Here is a 20739-nt window from a genome sequence, read left to right as displayed (position 1 = left end):
CTTATTCCTCGGTCAACGCGGAGCCTGCCCGGTCGAGCAGCGGTTTAAACAGATAGTTGAGGAGTGAACGCTCACCGGTCCGCACGAACATTTCCGCCGGCATGCCGGGCTTGATCACCAGTCCGTTGAGTTTTTCCATGGCTTGATCGCTGACGCTGCTGCGTAGCACGTAGTACGGCGCGCCGGTTTTCTCGTCGACCATCTGGTCGGCGGAAATCAGGCTGACTTCGCCGGGTACGCGCGGTGTACGGCTCTGGTTGAACGCGGTGAACAAAATGTCCACCGGCAAGTGGGTGCCGACCTTGTCGATCAGGTTGATCGGCAAGTGCCCTTCCACCTCCAGGCGGGTGCCTTGCGGCACGATCTCCAGCAAGGTGTCGCCCTGGCGGACCACCGCACCTTCGGTGTGCACCCCAAGATTGACCGCGATGCCGTCGGCGGTGGCGATGATCTCGCTGTGTTGCAGATCAAACCCGGCGGAAGTCAGTTGCTCTTCCAGGGTCACGCTTTTGAGTTGCGCGTCGGCCAGTTGCGTGCGGACTTCTTTCTGGTATTCCTCGATGTGCTGTTGCAGCTTCAGGCGCGACTCGAGGATGCCCTGCTCGACCCGGCCGCTTTCGCCGCTGTTTTCCGCCAATTGCTGCTGCACCTGCGACAGCTGCCGCTGGAACTCCATCAAGCGATTGCGCGGGATGTAGCCGTTGTCTGCCAGGGGCTGAAGGTTACTCAGTTGTTGCTGCAAGGAGCTGGCCTGAGCCGTCAGATCGGCACGCGCGCGGCGCATGCCGGCCAATTGCGCGCTGGCGCCTTCGATGTTGGCGCGCAGCCCCGCCTGCTCGCGGGAAAACGCTTCGCGGCGGCTGCTGAACAATTGCCGCTGGCCTTCGAGGACCAGCGCCAGGCGTGGGTCGGGATCGTTGCTCAGTTCAGCGGGGAAATTCACCTGCTTGAGGTTGTCCCGCTCGCTCTGCCAACGCGCCAGGCTGGCCCAGGCCATGCGGTATTGCGCTTGCAGCGATTGCACATCGGCCGCGACCTGGGTCTGGTCGAGCTGGAACAGCGGTTGGCCCTGCTTTACCACCTGGCCTTCGCTCACCAGGATACGGCTGACCACGCCGTTGCTCATCGATTGCACGGCCTTGCGCTTGCCCGAGACCACGACTGTGCCTTGCACCGGGATTCCTTGGTCGAGCGGCGCGAGGCTGGCCCAGGTGAAGAAACTGCCAGCACCGACGATCGCCAGAATCCAGCCCATGCGGGAGAAGAAACGTGCATCACGCTCAGGGCGTTCGGCGATGTAATCGTGTTCCATCGTCGCTTCGTTTTCAGTGTTCATGCGAGCGCTGGTCATACACCCGAATTCCTTGTCGTAGGCTGATACTGGCGACTCATGCTGAGCCCGCCCGGTGCTTGCGCCGGTTTTTCACGTTGCTGTTCCTGGGCGCCGGAGAGTGCCTTGAGCACTTCCTGGCTGGGGCCAAAGGCCTGTAAACGACCGTCGTTGAGCACCAGCAACTTGTCAGCCTGAGCCAGCGCCGAGGAACGATGGGTCACCAGAATCACGCTCGTGCCCTGAGCCTTCATTTGCGCGATGGCGCCGGCCAGCGCCGCTTCGCCCACGGTGTCGAGGTTGGAATTGGGTTCATCGAGCACCACCAGGCTTGGCTTGCCGTACAGCGCGCGGGCCAACGCCACCCGTTGCTTCTGGCCGCCAGACAAGCCACTGCCGTCCTCGCCCAGCACCGTGTCGTAGCCCTGCGGCATGCGCAGGATCAGTTCATGGACGCCCGCCTGTTGCGCCGCTTCGACGACTTTTTGCGGATCCGCTTCGCGAAACCGGGCGATGTTTTCCGCGATGCTGCCGCTGAACAATTCGATGTCCTGGGGCAAGTAACCGATGTAGGGACCCAGATCGTCGCGGTTCCAGCGATGGATGTCCGCGCCATCAAGCCTCACCGTGCCGCCAAGGGTTGGCCAGACGCCAACCAGCACCCGGGCCAGGGTCGACTTGCCGGAGCCGGAGGCGCCGAGTACGCCCAACACTTCGCCGGCACTCAGGCTGAAATTGACCATGTGCAGGGTCGCCGCGCGTTGCCCCGGAGGGCCGGCGCTGACTTGTTCGAAGGTGATCTGCCCCTTCGGCGCTGGCAGCGCCATGGCTTCGTCACTCGGTGGAAAGGCTTGCAGCAGCGAATCAAGACGACGATAAGCGAGCTTGGCGCCGCTCCACTGTTTCCACACCGCGATCAGCTGATCGATGGGGCTCAGGACGCGGCCCATCAGAATGGAGCCGGCGATCATCATTCCGGCGGTCATATCGCCCTTGATCACCAGTAACGCGCCGAGGCCCAGGACCAGGGATTGCAGGCACAGCCGCAAGGTTTTGCTCAGGGAGCTGATGATGGCGCCGGTGTCGCTGGCCTGATTTTGCAGGCCGAGAAAACGCGAATGCACCTGGAACCAGCGCTTGCGCAACACGCCGAGCATGCCCATCGCCTGGATGGTTTCGGCATTGTGCAGATGACTGGTGGCCAGTTGGCTGGACTTCTGGGAAAACCCGGCGGCTTCGCCCAAGGGCTTTTTGGTCATTGCCTCGTTCAGACACGCGAGGCCGATGAGCACCAGCGCGCCCACGGTCGCGAACACACCGAGCCAGACGTTGAACAGGTAGATCACGAAGAGGTAGACCGGAAACCACGGCGCGTCGAAGAAGGCAAACAGCGCAGGACCGGTGACGAATTGGCGAATATGGGTCAGATCGCCAAGGGACTGACCGGCGTTGCCCTCGCCCTTGAGCAGGTTGCGCTCGAACGCGGCCTGATACACCCGCAGGTTGAAACGGCGCTCCAGCTGGCTGCCGATGCGGATGACGATGAAGCTGCGCACGATCTCGAGCAACCCGATGAAGGCGAAAAATCCGACCACCATCAACGACAACATGGCCAGGGTGGTTTCGTTTTGCGAAGACAACACGCGGTCGTAGACCTGGAGCATGTAAATCGACGGGACCAGCATCAGCACATTAATTAACGCGGTAAAACAACCGACGCTGATCAGGATGCTCTTATAGTCGCCCAGTGCCTTGAATAACGGAGCGGTGGCTGGGGCCTTCGCCATCTTCATTGATTTTTCCTGAGATGATATTCCTCGCCCTGTTTTGGCGAGGTTTCAATTAACTGCCCGCACACGGGGAGAGACATGCTTTGCCAGTCAGTGCTTACAAATGAATAACAACTTTTTATGCTTTATAAAAAAGCCTGGTTATTGATCTGTCGCTTATAACGGCAACTACGGGCTTTATATCCAACACTTGCGTCGGTCGGCACTTTGCGCTTATGGCGCAACGCGCTGGAGCGTAATGATCAGACCCGACTTCAACGTGCGTTGATAAAGCCCTTCATGCTGTCGGCTGAATAACACGATTCTTGAGCCTTCTTTGCCGGTGATTGCGATGCCGTCCGGTTCCGGGAACCATCCAACCGCAGTGTCTTGCAGCCAGGCGCCGAGGCAGTCAGCGCCCTCGCCCAAGGTCTGGTTCGCTACAAGCTCAATGACGCAAACGTTCGATGGCTTGTCCTGCAACGCCTGAGACTCAGGCGAATCCGCTTTAGCCGTCAGGGTGGCCTGCCATTTCCCGGCGAGTTCCGAGGGGTCCGCTAATTTCAGGCTGCTTGCCATGGCTACATCTCCAAGAAACATCATCAGCGTCGCCAACAGCCACGCGGTCGTTCTGTAGGTAAACGCGTTATGGGTCATAGGACTTTCAACTCCAACGTGTAGCCTTACGCACAGTGCACATCGATGCAAGGACAGAGCGCGGCGCATCAAGCGTCGCGCTCCTTTTAGCCTTGTATCAGGCCACGATGTCCGAGAACGCCGCCTGGCCAACGGTGCTGACCAGGAAATCAGCCACGCCATGCCCGGAGAAGTCCACCGCCAACTGGCTGTTACCGCCCGAAGAGGTCAACACGGCATCGCCTGCCGCACCGGTGAACGAGTTCACGAAGTGCAGGCCCGCGCCTTTGGTGATGGCGGTCAGGTCGATCTTGTCCAGGCCACTGACAAAGTCGAGGATCTGATCAGTCGCACCCGGCTTGGAATCGCTGCTCGCTGCGAACACAAAAGTGTCCGAGCCGGTACCGCCCCACAGCTTGTCCGCACCGCCCGCGCCGAAGAGGATGTCGTTGCCGGCACCGCCCTTCAGCTCGTTGGACACGCCATTACCAATCAGCAGGTCGTTACCCGAACCGCCAATCGCGTTCTCGATGGTTGCACCCTTGGCAATGGAAACGTTGCCAACCATGCCGCCAACATCGGAGAACGAGGCCTCATTGAGGTTGATCTTCTGGTTCTGGGTAAAACCGGAGAAGTCCAGCGTGTCTTTGCCGCCCGCATCCCACACCGAGAACACGACCTTGTCCGACGACGAAGACGCGCTCAGGAAATCGCGACCGGCATTGGAGTTGAAACCGTAGGTGGTGTCACCGGTGCGGGTGGTGGTGTTGGCACCGTAGAGCTTCTGGATGGCGGCAATATCGTCCAGCAACGGACCGGACGCATAGGCTTCGACGCCGGCCTTGCTGAAGTTCTGGTCGGTATTGCTTTCACTCCAGTAGCTCATGAGGCTGTAGCCGCGGGTGTCTTCCGCGTAGGTCGCGTCGTTGTAAGTCGGCGCGCCTTCACCGGCGTTGTAGTCGCCGGGGTGGGCCAGGCCCAGACTGTGACCGATTTCGTGGGTCAGGGTTTGACGACCGTAGTTGTTCAGGTCCGGCGTCTTGTTGGGCGTGTAGCTGCTGTTGGTCAGGTACCAGGAAGTACCGTCATAACCGGCGCCGGTGCCAGGCAGGTAGGCGAATGCCGCTGCGCCGTCCTGGCCGCTGCTGTAATTGCCGAAGGTCATGTGACCGTCGCCGCCCGTGGCCTTATCGGTGAAAGTGACTTTGGCCACATCGGCCCAGGATTGCATGGCGAGCACGGCATGGGCTTTCTGTTGAGCGCTGAACTGACTGAAACCGGAAATCCCGTGCTTGTTCATGGTGCTCGACGACGCCGAGGTCAGGAACGTGTAGGTCAGTTCGATTTTTCCGCTGCCGTCCTTGTCCTGGTAGGCAGCGCCATCGCGCAGCAATTGCGTCGCTGCCTCGTCGACGGAGTAGGACGGTTTGCCATTGACCGTGAGATTGCCACCCCGGTCATACTGATGGCTGAAGCTGTCGATCTGGTTGTACGCAGAACTGGGCGCAGCCAATGATTGCAATGGCGAAAAGGCCTGTTCGGCAAGATCAATAGCGTTGTTTTTAACTTTCGACATAAACACACTTCCTTGTTTAGCAATGGAACAGTTTTTGTCAGATAGCGACAATCTCTGGCGAGATCGTCCTATCACTCGCCCAATGAAGGCGAAAGAAAACTGACACAATTCGAAATCAAACGTCTACATTTTTTTTGACGTCAAATTGTTCTGCCCCGGCAAGTACCCGGAAACAATGCCTGCGCTGTCGAAATATAGTTTTTAGTTGAGGGTTTCGGACTAATTGTCTGACAATTGCGTATTTAAATATTAAATAGAGGTAAGTTGGTTTTTGTCGAGAGCGTCTCACTTTTCCGTGACTTATTAATATGAGTGCCAGTGCAATGCCATCAGCCAAATCAAACGCCCGATGAGGGCAGTCATCCGCGATGACTTCCAGACGAACAGGAGCTAATGGTGAACACGTTGCGTGTTCACCATCGCATTTACCCACCGCCATCACTGCTTTCTAAACCTCATCAACAACGGACAAGACCGTTTCTCGACTGTCCAGAATCCCCAGTTGCTGGAGGATGTCATTGATGCCCCCCCATAGGCCGAGATCCTCAGGTGTCGGGGCTTCGACCAAGATACGACGCAAGCTCAGGTTGACCTTCAACCTGCCATAGGCGATTTCATCGGACTGGGCGCCTTTATCGATGATTCGCTTGGCAGCGAGGTTAATCTCTCCTTCAACGTAAGCTTGCAAAGCTGATTTGTTCATCGCGATTCTCCTTTGCAGACGTTATGTCTGTGCCGGAAACGCTACAAAGGATTTTGCCAGCCATCTACTGTCAGAATTTACAGGTCCAGACGGTCAATGCCGCGATTGGGTTATGGCCTCAACTCCCCGTCCGAATCTTGTTCCACACCCTCGTCCGAATCCGGTCGATATTCAACGGCATCGCCTCCAGGGCGAACAGCTTGCCCATCATTTCCGGGCTCGGATAAACCTTGGTGTCATTCTTGATGGCCGGGTCAATCAGGCTGTCGGCCTGCTGGTTGCCATTGGCGTAGTGCACGTAGTTGCTGATGCTGGCCATGACGTCCGGGCGCAGCAGGTAGTTCATGAACGCGTAGCCGGCCTTTTCGTCCGGGGCGTCGGCGGGCATGGCGACCATGTCGAACCAGATGGCGGCACCTTCCTTGGGAATGGCGTAGCCGATGTCGATGCCGTTCTTGGCTTCTTTGGCACGGTTCTCGGCTTGTAGGATGTCGCCGGAGAAACCGACCGCTACACAGATGTCACCGTTGGCCAGGTCGCTGGTGTATTTGGATGAGTGGAAATAGCTGACGTAGGGCCGGACTTTCATCAGCAGCGCTTCAGCTTTTTTGTAGTCTTCCGGGTTCTTGCTGTGGTGCGGCAGCCCGAGGTAATTCAGCGCGGCCGGCAGCAGTTCGGGGCCGTTGTCGAGGATGGCGACGCCGCACTTTTGCAGCTTGGCCATGTTCTCGGGCTTGAAGATCAGGTCCCAGGAATCCACTGGCGCGTTGTCGCCCAGCACGGCCTTGACCTTGGCGATGTTGTAGCCGATACCGGTGCTGCCCCACAGGTATGGGAAGCCGTGTTCGTTACCCGGGTCGTTGGTCTGCAATGCCGTGAGCAATACCGGGTTGAGGTTCTTCCAGTTCGGCAGCTGGTTCTTGTCGAGCTTCTTCAGCGCCCCGCCCTGAATCTGCCGTGCCATGAAGTGGTTGGACGGGAATACCACGTCGTACCCGGATTTTCCGGTCATCAGCTTGCCGTCCAGGGTTTCGTTGCTGTCGTAGACGTCGTAGCTGAAGGCGATGCCGGTTTCTTTCTGGAAGTTTTTGGTGGTATCCGGCGCGATGTAGTCCGACCAGTTATAGATCTTGACGGTCTCGGCGGCATGGCTGAGGGACGCGACAAGCGCAAGGGGTGCCAGGGTCAGTGTCTTTCGGATCATGAGTCGATTCCTGTATGGGCCGTTTTTTTTGTTGGAGCGCTATTGGCAGGCAATCAAAGGATCAAAAATCAACAAATCAAAACGTAGGTCTTGCGCACGGTTTCCTGGATATCCCAGATGCCGAGGCTGTTGGCCGGCAACATCAGTGCGTCGCCGGCTTCGATGTAGAGGGTTTCACCGTCGTCCGGGGTGAACGTGCAGCGCCCCTGGATGAAGTGACAGAATTCCTGGGCAACGATCTGCCGGCGCCAGCGGCCGGGCGTGCATTCCCAGACGCCGGTTTCGACGCCGTCGTCGCATTCGACGCTGGTGGTCGAAGCCACCGCCACCGGCGCTCCCAACGGCACGGCGACGGGGTTCGACTCCTCCAGTTCCAGTGTTGCGGTGTTCTTGAATTGCGTGATGCCCATGGGAGTACCTGTCGATTGAGCCTGTAGATGAAAGCGTGCTGTTCAGTGCATGAAACCTTCCATGAACCCCGCCACCTTGCTCGCCAGTTTGCGGCGCCAAGGGGCTGTCGCCGGGTTGGCCAGGGTCTGGTCTTCGTGGACGAAGCTGCGGATGATTGCGTTGTAACCCAGCCAGCGGCAGGGTTCGGGTTCCCAGGCCCTGAGTGTGTCGAGACCGCCTTGAGGCATGACCCAAGGCTGGTGAACCAGTTCGGTATCGCGCTCAAGAATCAGATCCGCCAGGGTTCGGCCGCCCAGGTTGCTGGCGCCGACGCCCTCGCCGCCATAACCGCCGGACAAGGCAATGCCGCTGGCCTGATCGCAGAGCATGTGCGGCTTGAAGTGCCGGGACATGCCCAGGTTGCCGCCCCATGCGTGGGTAATCTGCACGTTCTTGAGTTGCGGGAAGAGTTCGCTGAACAGGTAGCGCCGCAACTCCACTTCGCTGGTGGTCAGGTCAAAGTCATGGCGCAATTTTCCGGCAAACTGGTAGCCGCCCCGGGCGCCGAACACCAGGCGGTTGTCGGCCGTACGCTGGCCGTAGGTGACCTGTCGACTGCTTTCGCTGAACGCCTGGCCGCGGCTCAGGCCGATTTCGTCCCAGGTCGCGGCAGACAATGGTTCGGTGGCGACAATCAGGCTTTGTACCGGTAACTGATAACGGCCGAGGGGTGGCAACGTGACCGAATAACCTTCTACCGCCGGCACGATCCAGCGGCTGCGGACCTGAGCCTTTGCCGTGCGCAAACTCCCCGACTGCCACTGCGTGACCGCGCTGTTTTCGTAGATTTTGACACCCATGCGCTCGACCGTTTCTGCCAGGCCGCGCACCAACTTTGCCGGGTGAATGGTCGCAACGTGCGGTGCATAGATACCGCCATAAGGCGTCGCCACTCTGATCTGTTGCGTCAGTTGCTCCGGGCTGAGCCAGCGGTAATCGCGTTCGGTCAGGCCTTGGCGGTAAAGCTTGTCCAGATAGTCGCGCAGGCTGGTTTCCTGCTCGGGATAACGCGCGGCACAGTACAACACCCCGCCTTTGCGATAATCGCAGTCGATGCCCTCCCGTTCGATGACAATCTCGACTTCATCAGGAATGCTGTGCAGCAGATCGAAAGAGGCGCGGCGTTGGTCTGGCGGCAAACCCGCCAACAGACGGTCCTCGCCCAGCAAGTTGCCCATCAGCCAGCCGCCGTTGCGGCCCGACGCGCCAAAACCGGCGGTTTGCGCTTCGACGATGGCAATGTCCAGGCCTGGCGCCAGGCGCTTGAGGTAATAAGCGGTCCAGAGCCCGGTGTAGCCTGCGCCGATGATAGCCACGTCGACGTCCAGGTCATGTTCCAGCGCAGGACGCGCCAGCAACGGCTCGTCGAGTTGATCCATCCACAAACTGATAGTGCGCCACGCCGACATGCCAGACTCCGCCACTCAAACTTCGATGGCGTCGATCCTAGTGCGTGACCTCAGGGGCTGTCGTGCGCGCGTGCACGCAAAGAAATTTGTTTGACGTAAGCCTTGGGCGACAGCCCTGTGTGCTGGCGAAAACAACTGTAGAACGCCGACAAGGAGTTGAAGCCAGCGGCAAACGCCAGCTCATCAATGCGCAGCGGTGGCATGGCGGCGTCCAGCGCCGCGAGTAAATGCTGCAGCCGCGCCTGATTGACATAGCGATAGAAGCTCTGGCCCAACACTTGATTCAGCAGATAGGAAATCTGATTGCGGCTGTACCCGCACTCCTGCGCCACCCGTTGCAGATCGAGCTCGGGATCCAGATAAGGCTGCTGGCGCTGGAAATACTGTTGCAGGTCCTCAGCCATGAAACTCAGCTGGCGCGGTGAAAGCCCAAGTCGGCTGGCGGCCGGGCGCGAATTCGTAGCGGTGTTGCGTTGCGGTTGTTCGCGCACCAGTGATGCGTATTCGTTGACTCGCCAGATCAACCCGTCGCGCACCGTGATCGCTTCACTGGAACGGAACGACACCAGCCCTTCGCCGCCGCGCAAGGTCATCTGGTACTGGATGAACGCAGTGTTGCCGTCCAGCCGTATGCGATCGGAATGCTCCAGCGCTTCGTCCGGGTTACGCGGCATGCTGCCGCGCACGTACTCACGCAACTCATCCAGGCCCATGACCCGGTTCTGGAAAAAGTCGTTGTACTGAATGTCCGGGTGATAAAGCGCCATGACCCCGTCCAGATCCCGGTGTTTCCAGCACAGGTGGTAGCGCATGACCGTCTCGCCCGTGGCCTGGGTTTGCAGGGGGCCATCATCATCGGCGTGCATAAGGGACTCGACGAAAAAAGCCGAGCTTGCCGAAGTTCGGCCGCGGCTTCAATGACCACGCCTGGTCGCCGGTAACGCCGAGCAAGGCCCGGCACGTGATCCATATCAAAAAAACGGTAGCAATCGCCAAACGGACTGAAAAAAATCACATGGTTTTCACATCCGGGTGCTACTTTTAAGGCAGTCACCGGTTGAGCCATTGAAGGCTCTTCCCTCCTAACATGAGCTAAAGGAAGCGCTCGATGAAGAAGGCGGGCAACACATGAATAAAGGGTCTTTCAGCAAAGTTACGTTTCCAAACGCCTGTCAGCTGATGCGCTGGCATTTCCATCCCATGGGATTTGAGGCGAGCATGGACGCGCCGGGCAGCATGATCGCCCGCCTGTTTGACCGCGCCAGTGGCGAGACCATGATCGCCATTGCAGGCATTCCATGCGCAACCGTGATGAATGCCGCGGACGTAGAACGAATAATCGAAGCCGTGGAAGACGAGCTAGAGTCTTTCATACCTCCCCAGGCCTTCAAGAGTTATGCCTGAAGGCCAAACGCCCAACAAAAAGCCCACATCATGTGGGCTTTTTTGTGGGGCTCGGGTTCAGGCCAGTTTCTGACCCTGGCGATGATCAGCAAAGAATGGCTTGTCCTTGCCAATCCGGTCAGATGCCTTGGGCATGTTCGCCGCCTGAGTATCCTGCCCGTCGACATACCAGTAGCAATGACTCACCGCCCGAGTGATGCCGACGTAAGCCAGTCGCAGGATTTCGTCTTTCTGTGCGTTGTCGTATGGCTCGTTGTCGCCCGTCTTGCCAAGGCCCGCCATGCGATAGACCTGATTCTTGTAGGGAGAACTGGTCAGATGCTGACAATCACCCAGCAAAAACACCGCGTCAGCCTGCAAGCCCTTGGCGCTGTGATACGTCAGCTGTTTGATGCGCCGCGATTCATACGGCAAGTTAGAATCTACATTAACTACAGACTGAATATGTTGTTCAATCAATATCTTATCGCTGCTTTTTCGATAAAGCATCAAGATTGAATCACCTTGTCGGTAATGCTGGATCAGGCGTTGAGCCATGCCTTGATCATCCCGATCCATGACGTTCACCGGCAACAGCGCCTTGGGTTCACCGCTGGCCTTGGCCTTCTTTCCGGCGATCGACGGCGCTGCGCGGACGATATGCTCGGCCGCATCAATGATGTGCTGATGACTGCGGAAATTGTCGCTGAGCATCACTTTGGTCGTGCTCGGTGACGGGAATTCCTTGTTGAACTCCATGAAATACGCTGGAGAACTGCCGCGCCAGCCATAAATGGACTGCCAGTCATCGCCGACGCAGAACAAGGACGAACGTTGCGCGCCTCGCCCCACATGCATCGCCGGGCCGCGACTGCGGATCTCGGCCAGACTGGCACGGATCCACGAGACAATTTGCGGCGATACGTCCTGAAATTCGTCGATCATCAGGTGTGACAAGGGCCTTAGCAGCTCATCGCTCAGCAGCTTCAGGTTTTCCGGGGAGTGCTCGCTAAACAAGGCAAACATCCGGTTGTAGGTCATCACCGGTGGTTTTTGATCAAGCAAATGATCTTCCAGGGCGCGCCAGAACAGGCTCAGAGCTTCGAAGAAATACCGGTCCGGGTCATCCTTGGCGAAACTCATCTGGCCTACGGCACTCGGAACATCCAGGCCGAGGTTTTCGATAAACCCGGCGGCGGCCACAAAACAATCCAGCAAGGGGGCTGATCCCAGCTCACCTTTGACCTTGTAATCGAAACCCGGACCGGCACTGGCATCCCCTGCCAGGGAAGCCAGTACGCGCTTTGATGATTCGTAACTATCCAGCCATATCAACGGTTTACGACAGAAAGCTTGAAACAGGGTGCGCTTCACCGCCCATTCCGCGCGGACAGTTAACTTGGCATTCGGGCGGCAGACCTGCGGATTTTCCCGTGGGTCAAAACCGAGTACCACCCAGGCGTCCAGCGTGGGGATGTAGCCGTGACAATGGAAAGTCGCACCATTGATATCGAAAGCCTGCCGATTGGGCTCGATGCCTTTGATTGGCCAGGCGCCGGCACGAAACCACAGGTCTTCAATCGTGTCGCAGAGCTCCTCGTCACGTTTGGCCGCCAACTCGGTCACCGCCACGCGCTTCTGCACATCGGGGTGATCGCGCTCAAGCTCCTTGAGTTGCAAGGCATGACGGGACAATGGCTTGATCAGTTCGCGAAAACGCTCATCGCGGGTGTGCAGGCTGTGAAAACACGCATTGAGTTGCTGACGCTGCGCGTCATTGATGCGCAAGTCGAAGGGATTGCTGTCGACCTCCTCATCGCCGTTTTGCGCGCGATTGCTGAGGTTTTCGAATGCTTGCAGGCGCTCGAAGCCCGGCAGGCTGCGCACCATCGGCAGGATTCGCGAGTGGAAGGTGCGCACCAGGTCGCGCGCCTCCTTGAGGCTCAGTGCCCGACCCCACACACCAAACAATTCGATCAGCTTATTAATGAAGTCCTTGCGCGACTCACGGGTGAAGGTCACCACGGTCATCGAGCTCAGCTCGAAGCCCAGGTAATGGGTCAGCAGCAGGATACGCAGGACCAGTGTCGTCGACTTGCCTGCACCCGCCCCGGCAATCACCGACGTCGAAGGCGTGTCGCTGAAAATCATTTTCCACTGGGCGGCGCTGGGCTGGGCGTGAGGTGGCAGCAGTCGGGCGACATCGGCCTTCATGCGCTTCTTCAGGTCAGTGCTGAGTGGCAGGCGCCAATCGTCGAACAAGTTGTGATCGACATTAGGTGGCCGGTGCTCGGTGGAGCGCGAATCGCGGATCAGCAGGACCTGCCGGCCTTCTTCCAACCCCTCGGCTTTGCCTTCCTTATAGCCGTAATCGACCCCGGCGCTGTGACCACTGCGAAACCCATCGGCTTGCCCGTGCAACCACGAGGCACGGTGTTGCGCGCGCAGACGGGTCAAGCCATGGCCAAAGAACCGGGCGGCGAGGCGCTTGAGCAGTGGCATCTCGGCCAGGGGACGAAGTTCGGGAGGAAGATCGGGGGTGTGTTGCGGCACGCGGGCTGACTCCAGGGTGTGAGGCTGACGAGGGCTATGGTGTCCGTATTTGCCGTTGAGTTCTAGTGAAATGCTTACAGGTCATTGGCTTATACGATGAAGTGAAGGCTGGATGAGAACGTTTCGAGGTTATTTGATATCAACTTATCCGATCATGATGAGGCATTTTTTACGCTTTTTATCGATTGGTGCCTGATAGATGATGCCCGCCATCAACCACCGGTTCTCGTTTCGTGGCTCAGGCGCTCTGCCCCATGACGAACCTTTTTCAGGAGACGATCATGCTTGAACTCAGACCTTTCAGCTCCCTGGGCGGCGCCCACCATGGCTGGTTGGATGCCCACCACCACTTTTCGTTCGCCGAGTACCACGACCCGAAACGCATGAACTGGGGCAACCTGCGGGTATGGAACGACGACGTGATTGCCTCCGGCACTGGGTTCCCTAAACACCCGCACCGGGACATGGAAATCATTACCTATGTTCGTGAAGGTGCAATTACCCACGAAGACAACCTCGGCAACAAGGGCCGCACCGAAGCGGGCGACGTTCAGGTCATGAGCGCCGGCACCGGGATCGCTCACAGTGAATACAACCTGGAAGCGAACGAAACCAGGATCTTTCAGATCTGGATCATCCCGAACGAATCCGGCCTGGCCCCCTCTTGGGGCGCCAAGCCATTCCCGAAAGGCCAGCGTGAAGGCTTCGTGACGTTGGCCAGCGGTAAAACGGGTGACGATCAAAGCCTGCGAATCCGTGCCGATGCACGACTGGTGGCCGCCAATCTGAAGGCCGGTGAAACCGCCGAGTATCGCCTGGACAGTGGCCGTCGCGCTTATCTGGTTCCGGCTACCGGAATCATTGAAGTCAATGGCTTGCGTGCACAAGCTCGAGACGGTGTTGCCGTGGCGGATGAGCAGGTGTTGCGGGTGACTGCGATTGAGGACAGTGAGATCGTGTTGGTGGATCTGGCTTGATCGGGTAAATGCAGGGCAAAAAAAGGGGCGACCGTTGATGGTCGCCCCTTTTTTACATCTGAATCCTGAGTGGCCGTGCTGGTGTCTTCGCGGGCAAGCCTCGTTCCTACAGGATAGATATCGCTCACAATCATGTGATCGACTCCGCCCATGCAGGAGCGAGGCTTGACCGCGAAGGGTCGCTCAATCACTTCGCAGAAATAGCGCCATCCACCAGGGTCTGAGCTTCTGCAACCAACTGCTTGAGGTGCTCGTCACTGACGAAGCTCTCAGCGTAGATCTTGTAAATATCTTCAGTCCCCGAAGGCCGTGCCGCGAACCAGCCGTTCTCGGTCATGACTTTCAAACCGCCGATGGCCTGGTCGTTGCCCGGCGCGTGGCTGAGGATGCTCTGGATCGCTTCGCCCGCCAGTTGGGTCGAGGTGACCTGATCCGGTGACAGCTTGCTCAACAAGGCCTTCTGTTCAGGGTTGGCCTTGGCGTCGACGCGCACCGAGAACGGTTCGCCGAGCTCGTCAGTCAACGCACGGTAGGCCTGGCTCGGGTCGCGACCGGTACGAGCGGTCATTTCTGCCGCCAGCAATGCCGGAATCAAGCCGTCCTTGTCGGTGCTCCAGACGCCGCCGTCCTTGCGCAGGAACGAGGCCCCCGCGCTTTCTTCGCCGCCAAAGCCCAGCGAACCGTCGAACAGACCGTCAGCGAACCATTTGAATCCGACCGGCACTTCGTACAGGCGACGGCCCAGGCGCTTGGCCACACGATCGATCAAGCCGCTGCTGACCACGGTTTTGCCCACGGCAGCATCGGCGCGCCACTGTGGACGGTTCTGGAACAGGTAATCGATGGAAACGGCGAGGTAGCTGTTCGGTGCCAGCAGACCACCGGACGGGGTCACGATGCCATGGCGATCGTGATCCGGGTCGCAAGCAAACGCTACGTCAAAGCGCTCTTTCAGACCGATCAGGCCTTGCATGGCATGGCTCGACGAGGGGTCCATCCGGATTTGCCCGTCCCAGTCGACTGTCATGAAGCGGAACGTCGGGTCGACCTGTTTGTTCACCACTTCCAGGTCCAGACGGTAGTGCTCGGCAATCGCCGACCAGTAGCGCACCCCTGCTCCGCCCAGCGGATCAACGCCCAGACGCAGCTTGGCATCACGGATGGCATCGAAGTCGATCACGTTGATCAGGTCGGCGACGTAGGTGTTGAGGTAATCGTGACGATGGGTCGTGCCGGCCTTCAATGCCTGCTCGTAGCTGATGCGTTTGACCCCGGCCAGCTTGTTGCCCAGCAGCTCGTTGGCCTTCGCTTCGATCCACTTGGTGATGTGGGTATCGGCCGGTCCACCGTTGGTGGGGTTGTATTTGTAGCCACCGCTTTGCGGCGGATTGTGCGATGGCGTGATGACGATACCGTCCGCCAGGCCCGAGGTACGGCCGCGGTTGTAGCAAAGAATCGCGTGGGAAATCGCCGGGGTCGGCGTGTATTCGTCACCCTCGGCGATCATCACGGTCACGCCGTTCGCGGCCAGCACTTCCAGGGCGCTGGCGCCGGCCGGTGTGGACAGCGCGTGGGTGTCGATGCCGACAAACAGCGGACCATCGATACCCTGGGCTTCGCGGTACAGGCAGATCGCCTGACTGATCGCCAGAACGTGCCATTCGTTGAAACTCAGATCGAACGAGCTGCCTCGGTGTCCGGACGTGCCGAAGGCTACGCGTTGGGTAGAGATGGCGGCATCAGGCTGGCCGGTGTAATAGGCCGTTACCAGTCGCGGGATGTCGACCAACAATTCTGCCGGTGCCGGTTTGCCCGCAAAAGGACTGAGTGTCATGCAAAACCTCTGGAATAGAGTGGTTCAGGAGTAGGAGCGCAGTTTACTGGCAGTTTGACCGCAGCGCGACGTTATCGATCCCGAGGGAGATGTTATCAATCGCCAAAGCTCCGCCCGTGCTCAATCGATCGATTCCAGACGCAAGGCATCGCCCAGCAAACCCATGGCCGCCGCGAGGTCGTGGTCGCCGCCGAAAGTATGGCTCAGGCGCAAGTGTTGCGCGTGCAACCCTTGGAGGCTGAACAGCTCCCCTGGCGCAATCACTACCTGGTGCCTGAGCAGGCGCTGGAACACCCGACGCACATCGACCTGACGCAGCGATTGCACCCAGATCGTCGCTCCGCCCAAGGGTTCGACAAAGTGCAAGGCATCCCCCAGACGCTCCTGTAACAGTTGGGTCATGTGCACCTTGCGGTCCTTGAGCAGCCGGCGCAATACCAACAAGTGCTGATCGATTCGTCCATTGCTGTAAAGCCGTGCGATGGCTTTCTGGCGAATCGGTGACAACCGGAATGAACGTAACAGGAAATGCCGCTGCAGTTCGACGCTCAATTGCCGCGAGAGCAGATAACCATAAGGCGCTTCCGGCCCGATGGATTTTTCGAAAGTGGAGAAAACGATCAGCCGGTCCGGGTTCAGCAGATCGCGAAACCGCAGGCCGTCGGGCTCGAATGCGAGCTCGCCATAGCAGTCGTTCTCCAACACCCAACTGCCATGACGCTCCAGCAGTTCAGCGGTTGACTGCCTGTTGCTGTGGGAAGCCACGCTGCCGCGCGGCATGTTGAGGCCGGAAGAAAGCATGACCAGCCGCACCGGCTTGGTCTCCAGCAGTTGCTTGAGCTGCTCAAGGTCCAGGCCGCCATGGGCTTGCAGAGGCAACTCGATGACCTGGACGTCAGCGTCCTGGAGCAAGCGCAGGATCATCCAGTCGCAGGGCGATTCGACGACTACCATGGCATCTTTGAGACACAGTACAGCGATCAGTATTTCCAGGACACCACGCAAATCGGCGCCAATGTAGACATTATCGGCGTGCCAGCAACGTGCCGGAGACGAGGTATAGCGTGCGGCCAGTGCGGCGCGCAGTTCCAGTTCGCCACAAGGTTGTGAAGTCGGTTGCGGCTGACGCGGATATTGACGCAGCAGTTCTCTTTCAAGCAGCAACAACGGGCTGTCCAAGGGCTGCAACAACGCCGGTTCATCCGCGCTCAACACCAGCATCCCCGGTCGCCTGGCGTTCACATAAACCGTCTCGAGCAGGTCATTGCCGCTGCTGAGCGGGTGAATGGACGACACCGGCAGCGCGTAATAGCCGGATTTGGCGACCGAGTACACCCGCCCTTCCTTTTCCAGCAGCGAATAGGCGTACTGAATCGTCGAAATCGATACGCTCAAACGGTCCGCCAATTGCCTTAATGAAGGGAGGCGGACCCGCGTGTCGCTGACGGGCTCGTTGATGAGGTTAGTCAGGTAACGGTACACCGCCTGATAGGCAAAGTCGGTTTCGCGGGGTCCTTTCATGGGTGATGACCGAGCACGCCACGCGCCGCGTGGGGTGGGTGGATGAGCGCGGTAACCCCGAGCATTTTCAACGACCCGTTGACCGTTCGCCATTTGCGGCGTTGCCCGCGTCGAGGTCCAGCGCAGGCTCATCCGCATTACCGACTGCCGGGCCCGGCCCTTCGCCCCTCGCAACCGGTCCCATCCGGTAAAGCGTGCCGATCAACTTGACGGTCAACCCGCTGACGTCGACCATCCATTGCAGCACCTGCTCGGGAGCCGACTTGCCCTGCATCGCCCGGTGCAGATCAGGCAACGCCACGAGCATACCGGGATGGCATTGGCGTAGAAAACGCTCAAGCGAGGCGCCGTTCTCGACGAAGGGCGCGAACAGCAAGCACACCAGTTGAGCCTCACTCAAGCCCAGGCTTTTCTGGGCCTGCGCCGCTGCCAATGCACGCTGGTCGGACATTGTCGCCGGGTTAACGAACGTTTCCATTACCTGCTCGCAATAGCGCTCGGGAAGCTGTTTGCGACGCATCATGACCAAGGCCCGCTGCACGTACTCGGCAACGCCTGCTTCATAGGTACGGCCATGAACAAAACACGCCTCCAGCCCCCGAACGTGCGCAGAAATCGTCAGGCTGACAAATTCGTTATCACTAAGCTGGGCCGCCAGCTCGTCAGGCTGAAACCCGAGGAAATCGGTGAGCAGCGGCCAGCGATCTTCCAGGTTGCTGACCAGCATGTCGTGAATATCGATGAAGGTTGTGCGCCGACACGCTTCAAATGATTCGGCCGGCCGCCACTCAGCCTGCCCATGCTCAGAATAAAACTCGCGGTAGCAATCGCTGCCCAGTTCATCCAGTCGCGCGAACAGCTCCTCATAACCGGATTCAGGGTCATTCGATGCATTGAGGCCAGCCTTTTGCGCCGCACGGGTCAACCCATGCATGAACTGCTTTTGCTGGCGAGGTGTATCGCTGCTGACCAACGCATCGACGCCTCGGTCCCAACGGCAGATTTGCCCATAAAACTCGCCCGCCGCCAGGTACCCGTCATCCCACAGGTCAAGCGGCCCGTTCCAGGTTCGCCGATGACCCACCATCAACAGATTGAGGCGATTTGACTCGCGACCTGCATCGGAGACCGGCGCCAGATGGCTGAATGGCAGGACTTCCCGGTTATCGACCATCACCACTTCGACCCGAGGATCGTCGTAGAGAAACAGCGCACTGCAACTGTGATGGATGTTTTCAAGGGCCATCGGGCTTGCGCCATTCGTGCGCAAGGTCGCGACTCGCAGCTGGAACGTCGCAGGCGCCCGGCCAGCGATGCTCAATTGTGCGGCGCGCAGCAATGCCAGCGTGTAGCAACAGTCGCGGGTTCCGGACTGGATCGACAACACCTTGTATTCGCCGATCCGCTCCATGCCACCCGCGGAGACCACCAGGCGCTGAATCATCAGCTGCAGTGCCGTGCGCTCGGCGCGTGAAAAAAAACTCAGCAATCGCTGCAATACTTGCTGATAAACATAGTTCATTGCCTGTTCATGGGTATGGGTCATCATTGTTTACCTGTTACGCATAGGTTCGATGTCACGCAAACAACTGTGTGCATTGCGCAAACGGCTGACTGACATGATTAAAGTGTTTCGATTGATATGAAATCCTAACACTTAGTTTTGAGTAATTATTTGAAATGAATCGAGCTTACTTGTGACCCTGTCCTCACACGACGGCAGGAAAGCCCCGCAGGACAAGGGTCCTGCGACCAAGCGAGGGATCCTAGGAAATGTCCGACAGCGTCCCACAGACATGTAGCACGAGAAATAAAGAAAGAAGTCGCGATTAATTTTTCGGCAATTGATCGATAACACGCTATTTGTTGAGCTTGTATTACCGGAGTGCGAAGAAAAGTATCTGTCCAATACCCAGCCATAGCTCATTCCTTGAGATGAAAGTAATCATTCAATTATCGGGGCTTATAGGGTGATTAGAAGATACAGATTGAGAGCAAAAACCAGTTCAGTTGCTGAACTGACTCGTCGCAGGTTGAGGGGACGTCTCGGAATTTCGGAGGGGGAAATGCAAAAGTCCGTGCAAGCACGGACTTTTTCAGTGGTGTTACGCCGGATCGACCTGGAGCGCAACCCGTTCGCGACACGGGCATTCATCCATGTAGCGGTGCGCCTCGACAAACTCGGAAAACGGAAAGACCCGAGTCTTGAGTGGCAGCAACACGCGGTCTGCGGTCAGCTGGTTGATGTCGCGCAAGGCACGTTGCAGTGCGACCTGATCCTGGATGATGCCCAGCTCCGGCTTGCCAGTGAAGTTGCCGATGCAGTGAACGAAGAACTGAATGTTCTTCTGGAACGCTGCGCAGGCCGGGAACGGCGTCTGGTTACCACCTTGCAGGCCGTACAGCACCAGGCTGCCACGAGGCGCGAGCACATCGCCGAGCAGTGACATCTGCGGACCGCCGAGGCCATCGAACACCACATCCACGCCGCGGTTGTCGGTGATTTTGTTGATCCGCATGAGCAGATCCTCTTCCTCGGTGACGATTACTTTCTCGGCACCCAGCGACAGCAGGTATTCACGTTCTTCAGCGGTCTTGGTGGCGGCAATTACCCGCACGCCCAATGCCTTTCCCAGTTGCACAAACGAAGGACCGGCACAGTGGCTCGCGTCAGTCACCAAGGCAAATTGCCCAGGTTTGACACGCGCCAGATCGACATAAGCGAAGTAGGCAATCAGCAGCGGCGTGTAATGCACGGCCGCTTCAATCGGGCTGAGCACGTCCGGATAACGGGTCAGTGCCGAGCGAGGCAGAACGATCTGCTCGCCGTAGACCGGATAGTCGTTGGGGCTTTCAGCCGGGAAGCTGGCGACCTTGTCACCGACTGCCAGATCGTCGACGCCCTCGCCGACCGCTGTCACGACGCCGGACATCTCATGGCCAAGGCCAGAAGGCAGACGAGCATGGGATGAGGCCAGGTTCTGGCGCCAGAGAATGTCGTACCAGCTGATGCCAATCGCCTCGACGCGCACCTGCACTTCGCCCGGCGCAGGGAGAGCGGCCGCATGCTCTTCGCATTTGAGCACCTCGGCTGGACCAAACTTGTGAAAACGGATCGTGCGGGACATCGCAAACCTCGTCAAAGAAACCTCTAATGCCCTGAACTCTATCTGGGCTTTCTACCCAAGACTATCAGTGGCTATTAATAGTCGACATGCCTGTCATTGATTCCGCAGCATCCATTGGATCAACGGTTATCGTAAAAATCCGGAGCATCCGTTCCAGGGAAACTGAATTATTCGGTGCAGAGTAGCAGTCTTTCCCCGTAATATTCATGCCGGCCATTGTTCTCATATGGCCGCTCTCGTCAAGCTTGATGACTCTGCCAGGACTC

16 protein-coding genes are annotated in these 20739 nt (G+C 58.4%); 2 read left to right on the top strand and 14 right to left on the bottom strand.

Annotated features, from left to right (window positions below; translation table 11 throughout):
- Window position 1: 1 nt before the first annotated feature.
- The 9 genes from QMX98_RS04020 to QMX98_RS03980 form a co-directional block, all read right to left on the bottom strand.
- Window positions 2-1351, bottom strand: a complete 1350-nt coding sequence (locus tag QMX98_RS04020; RefSeq protein ID WP_282410281.1) for an HlyD family type I secretion periplasmic adaptor subunit — start codon at window positions 1349-1351, stop codon at window positions 2-4.
- On the bottom strand, window positions 1348-3123 hold the full coding sequence (locus QMX98_RS04015; RefSeq protein WP_282410280.1) for a type I secretion system permease/ATPase: 1776 nt from the start codon (window positions 3121-3123) through the stop codon (window positions 1348-1350). The genes QMX98_RS04020 and QMX98_RS04015 overlap by 4 nt, the downstream gene beginning before the upstream one ends.
- Window positions 3124-3333: 210 nt before the next feature.
- Window positions 3334-3756, bottom strand: a complete 423-nt coding sequence (locus QMX98_RS04010; protein WP_282410279.1) for an AprI/Inh family metalloprotease inhibitor — start codon at window positions 3754-3756, stop codon at window positions 3334-3336.
- A 97-nt stretch (window positions 3757-3853) separates the two neighbouring features.
- Entirely contained in the window at window positions 3854-5311 is a 1458-nt protein-coding gene (locus QMX98_RS04005; protein WP_282410278.1) for a serralysin family metalloprotease, read from the bottom strand.
- Between the two features lie 448 nt (window positions 5312-5759).
- Window positions 5760-6014: a hypothetical protein gene (locus tag QMX98_RS04000; protein WP_077747855.1), complete on the bottom strand. Its 255-nt coding sequence runs from the start codon at window positions 6012-6014 to the stop codon at window positions 5760-5762.
- Between the two features lie 118 nt (window positions 6015-6132).
- Window positions 6133-7218 (bottom strand): polyamine ABC transporter substrate-binding protein, encoded by a 1086-nt coding sequence (locus tag QMX98_RS03995; RefSeq protein WP_010460406.1) that lies wholly within the window; start codon window positions 7216-7218, stop codon window positions 6133-6135.
- A 68-nt stretch (window positions 7219-7286) separates the two neighbouring features.
- Window positions 7287-7628 (bottom strand): cupin domain-containing protein, encoded by a 342-nt coding sequence (locus tag QMX98_RS03990; protein WP_282410277.1) that lies wholly within the window; start codon window positions 7626-7628, stop codon window positions 7287-7289.
- Window positions 7629-7670: 42 nt separating this feature from the next.
- Entirely contained in the window at window positions 7671-9077 is a 1407-nt protein-coding gene (locus QMX98_RS03985) for an FAD-dependent oxidoreductase (protein WP_083376722.1), read from the bottom strand.
- A 50-nt stretch (window positions 9078-9127) separates the two neighbouring features.
- Entirely contained in the window at window positions 9128-9943 is an 816-nt protein-coding gene (locus QMX98_RS03980; protein WP_083376721.1) for a helix-turn-helix domain-containing protein, read from the bottom strand.
- Window positions 9944-10205: 262 nt separating this feature from the next.
- Between QMX98_RS03980 and QMX98_RS03975 the strand changes: the two genes are divergently transcribed.
- A complete protein-coding gene (locus QMX98_RS03975) occupies window positions 10206-10481 on the top strand; it encodes a DUF1652 domain-containing protein (RefSeq protein ID WP_010460414.1) in 276 nt (91 codons plus the stop codon).
- A 57-nt stretch (window positions 10482-10538) separates the two neighbouring features.
- Here QMX98_RS03975 and QMX98_RS03970 read toward each other — a convergent pair whose 3' ends face one another.
- A complete protein-coding gene (locus QMX98_RS03970) occupies window positions 10539-13013 on the bottom strand; it encodes a UvrD-helicase domain-containing protein (protein ID WP_282410276.1) in 2475 nt (824 codons plus the stop codon).
- A 281-nt stretch (window positions 13014-13294) separates the two neighbouring features.
- Here QMX98_RS03970 and QMX98_RS03965 point away from each other — a divergent pair, with 281 nt between their 5' ends.
- Window positions 13295-13990, top strand: a complete 696-nt coding sequence (locus QMX98_RS03965) for a pirin family protein (protein ID WP_282410275.1) — start codon at window positions 13295-13297, stop codon at window positions 13988-13990.
- Between the two features lie 187 nt (window positions 13991-14177).
- Here QMX98_RS03965 and pgm read toward each other — a convergent pair whose 3' ends face one another.
- The 4 genes from pgm to QMX98_RS03945 form a co-directional block, all read right to left on the bottom strand.
- A complete protein-coding gene (gene pgm / locus QMX98_RS03960) occupies window positions 14178-15824 on the bottom strand; it encodes a phosphoglucomutase (alpha-D-glucose-1,6-bisphosphate-dependent) (protein WP_083376719.1) in 1647 nt (548 codons plus the stop codon).
- A gap of 120 nt (window positions 15825-15944) precedes the next feature.
- Window positions 15945-17345 carry a PLP-dependent aminotransferase family protein gene (locus tag QMX98_RS03955; protein ID WP_282410274.1) on the bottom strand — a complete coding sequence of 467 codons (1401 nt, stop codon included), beginning with the start codon at window positions 17343-17345 and terminating at the stop codon, window positions 15945-15947.
- A 67-nt stretch (window positions 17346-17412) separates the two neighbouring features.
- A complete protein-coding gene (locus QMX98_RS03950) occupies window positions 17413-18891 on the bottom strand; it encodes a hypothetical protein (protein ID WP_282410273.1) in 1479 nt (492 codons plus the stop codon).
- A gap of 559 nt (window positions 18892-19450) precedes the next feature.
- On the bottom strand, window positions 19451-20473 hold the full coding sequence (locus QMX98_RS03945) for a zinc-dependent alcohol dehydrogenase family protein (protein ID WP_010460426.1): 1023 nt from the start codon (window positions 20471-20473) through the stop codon (window positions 19451-19453).
- Window positions 20474-20739 lie beyond the last annotated feature (266 nt).

The organism is Pseudomonas sp. PS02303 (genome assembly GCF_029959925.1).
Classification (GTDB): Bacteria; Pseudomonadota; Gammaproteobacteria; order Pseudomonadales; family Pseudomonadaceae; genus Aquipseudomonas; species Aquipseudomonas mandelii.
This window is presented reverse-complemented; position numbering and strand designations above follow the sequence as displayed.